Origin of the sequence: Pseudochrobactrum sp. AO18b (assembly GCF_000409565.1) — a bacterium.
Lineage (GTDB): Bacteria > Pseudomonadota > Alphaproteobacteria > Rhizobiales > Rhizobiaceae > Pseudochrobactrum > Pseudochrobactrum saccharolyticum.
Genome location: NZ_ANNO01000146.1, coordinates 1 through 2,458, shown reverse-complemented (window position 1 = coordinate 2,458; position 2,458 = coordinate 1). Strand labels below are relative to the sequence as shown.

3 protein-coding genes are annotated in these 2,458 nt (G+C 53.9%); 1 reads left to right on the top strand and 2 read right to left on the bottom strand.

The window, feature by feature from the left end; translation table 11 throughout:
• Both A918_RS19640 and A918_RS19635 read right to left on the bottom strand, forming a co-directional pair.
• Positions 1-544 (bottom strand): YcnI family protein (locus A918_RS19640; RefSeq protein ID WP_022710221.1); only part of this gene is annotated, 544 nt, incomplete at its 3' end.
• A gap of 121 nt (positions 545-665) precedes the next feature.
• Positions 666-1,097, bottom strand: a complete 432-nt coding sequence (locus tag A918_RS19635; RefSeq protein ID WP_022710220.1) for a hypothetical protein — start codon at positions 1,095-1,097, stop codon at positions 666-668.
• Positions 1,098-1,348: 251 nt separating this feature from the next.
• On the opposite strand from A918_RS19635, the gene A918_RS0106190 reads away from it, so the two are divergent.
• Positions 1,349-2,458, top strand: a 1,110-nt coding sequence (locus A918_RS0106190) for an Mrp/NBP35 family ATP-binding protein (protein WP_022710219.1), incomplete at its 3' end; no start/stop codon positions are given.

Below are 2,458 nucleotides of genomic sequence, written 5' to 3'. Positions count from 1 at the left end.
GGCCGTCATGGCTTGCCTGTTTTGTGGCAGCCGCCACGAGCAATTGCGGCGCAGGGTTTTTCAGATCATGCGGGTTCTGGCCTTCTGCTGCGATATCTGTCCAGTTTTCGGTTTTACCGTTTTCGCAGGTCTGGATTGTCGGGAACGACAATGTTGTATCCTTGTCGAAGGCTGCGAGTTTGCCGACAACCGAGAATTCATCATAGAAATCGCCCGGCAGTTTGCCGCCTTTCCAGATCACTTCGGTCACGCCGTTTTTCACGTCTTTGCCGTGCACTTTATAGCTGTGCTGGTAGTCGGATTTAACAGTTTCAATATCCCATCCGGCTTTCATCTGCGGCTGAGCGGCAATGAAACCTTCCGGAATTTTGACATTGATCTGTGTGGTAGCTGCACCTTCACAGCCGTGCGGGATTTTGAGGACGGCTTTATAGCCGCTTCCTGCATTAGCCTGAGCTGTTTCAAGCGAAACATGTGCCTGTGCCAGACCGGCAGTGCCGAGAAGAAGGCTGGCAACACAGAGTGGTGTGAAAATGGTTTTCATAAATTTATTCCTTGCGAATATGCGGCTTTCCGGACTGCAAATTGCAGGCAGAAAGCATGAAGGCGCTTAAAGCGCATGACTGATATTTCCTGCGGTATTGTACGAATGCGCAGACCTGTTATCAGGCAAGGAAAGGTGGCGCCTGCGGCGGGGCGGCGGGCGGATAAGGTCGGGAGCGGGGCAGAACTTTGGCCGTGCGTCTGACGCTGTTGCCTGTGTCTTTGGCAACAACCGGACCACCGGCTGCAGGTGGTGTAACCAGTGCAAAAGCCGCCGAGATACGGCAGGCCTCGCAATCAACCATCATATTATGATTTTTATGATGCTGGTCAGAGGCGGCGCTGTTTTCGGAAACGCAGATCGAAACAATACTGCCATCAGGCATTGTTTCATAACGGATGAAGACCGGTTCAGCGGAGGTGCCGCTTTTGGTGGTCATTTGCAGCAGGGGGGTGCTGACATCCACCGGTCTATGGGCAAAAGACAGCAAAACAAGCGCCAATACGCACAGGATGCGTATTAAAACCAGCTTGTTTTTGTGTGTCTGAACCATCACCCTGAACTATATATAACTGCGCTTTCCGCTTTTTAGCGCGGTGCTTTGCGGAAGGAAAGAGCTTTCCTCTGTAATAATGATGCCGGATCTCCCTCTGCCTCACGATGTCACAGAGGTTTGCGCGGAAAGGGCTGAAGATAACTTTCTCTCAGACACAAAATCATTTAACGATGATGCATGAAATGCCAGTCGCAGGATAAAATACTGTGCCGGCAATGGTGAACAGATTATTCGACGGGGTATGAGGCATGTCACAGGTCACCAAAGATGTGGTGCTGGCTCAGCTGAAACAGGTCACTGGACCGGATTTCGAAGGTGATATTGTCAGCCTCGGACTGGTGTCCGATATTTTTATCGCTGATAATAAAGTGTTTTTCTCTATTACCGTGCCGTCTGACCGTGCGCAGGCGATGGAACCGCTGCGTCTGCGGGCGGAAAAACTGGTGAAAGAGATTCCGGGGGTTGCCGGTGCGCTGGTCACACTGACCGCCGAGCGCAAAGGCGGCCGCACCAGCGATGATGCGCCTCCGCCAAGCCGCCCTCAGCCCGCAGCTCAGGCGCGTCCGGCTGCACATACTCATGCAGCACCGCAGCCGCAGGCAAAACCGGGTATTCCGGGTGTTGGCAAGATTATCGCCGTGGCTTCCGGCAAAGGCGGTGTCGGTAAATCCACGACTTCGGTTAATATTGCGCTCGGGCTTCAGGCGCTGGGGCTGAAAGTCGGTATTCTTGATGCCGATATTTACGGGCCGTCAATGCCGCGCCTTCTCGGTATTTCCGGTCGTCCGGAAACGGTCAATGGCCGCATCATGAAGCCGATGAGCAATTACGGCCTCAAAGTCATGTCGATGGGCTTTCTGGTGGAAGAAGAAACCCCGATGATCTGGCGCGGCCCGATGGTGATGTCGGCGCTCAATCAGATGATGCGTGAAGTGGAGTGGGGCAATCTCGATGTGATGGTTGTCGATATGCCTCCGGGCACCGGCGATGCTCAGCTGACCATGGCGCAGCAGGTGCCGCTGGCCGGTGCGGTGATCGTTTCCACACCGCAGGATCTGGCGCTGATCGATGCCCGCAAAGGGCTGAACATGTTCGCCAAAGTTAATGTGCCGCTGCTCGGTATTGTTGAGAATATGAGCTATTTCATCGCTCCGGATACCGGCAAGCGTTATGATATTTTCGGACATGGCGGAGCGCAGCGCGAAGCTGAGCGGCTGAATGTACCTTTCCTCGGTGCGGTGCCGCTGGATATGCAGATCCGTGAATTATCTGATGCCGGTATGCCGATTACGGTGAAAGAACCGGACAGCCCGCATGCACAAATTTATCGTGAGATTGCCGAAAAAGCCTGGGCGCAG

Bases quoted from the DNA above. Each gene is read 5' to 3' on its own strand.
- A918_RS19635 (WP_022710220.1), bottom strand. From the start codon at position 1,097: ATGGTTCAGACACACAAAAACAAGCTGGTTTTAATACGCATCCTGTGC.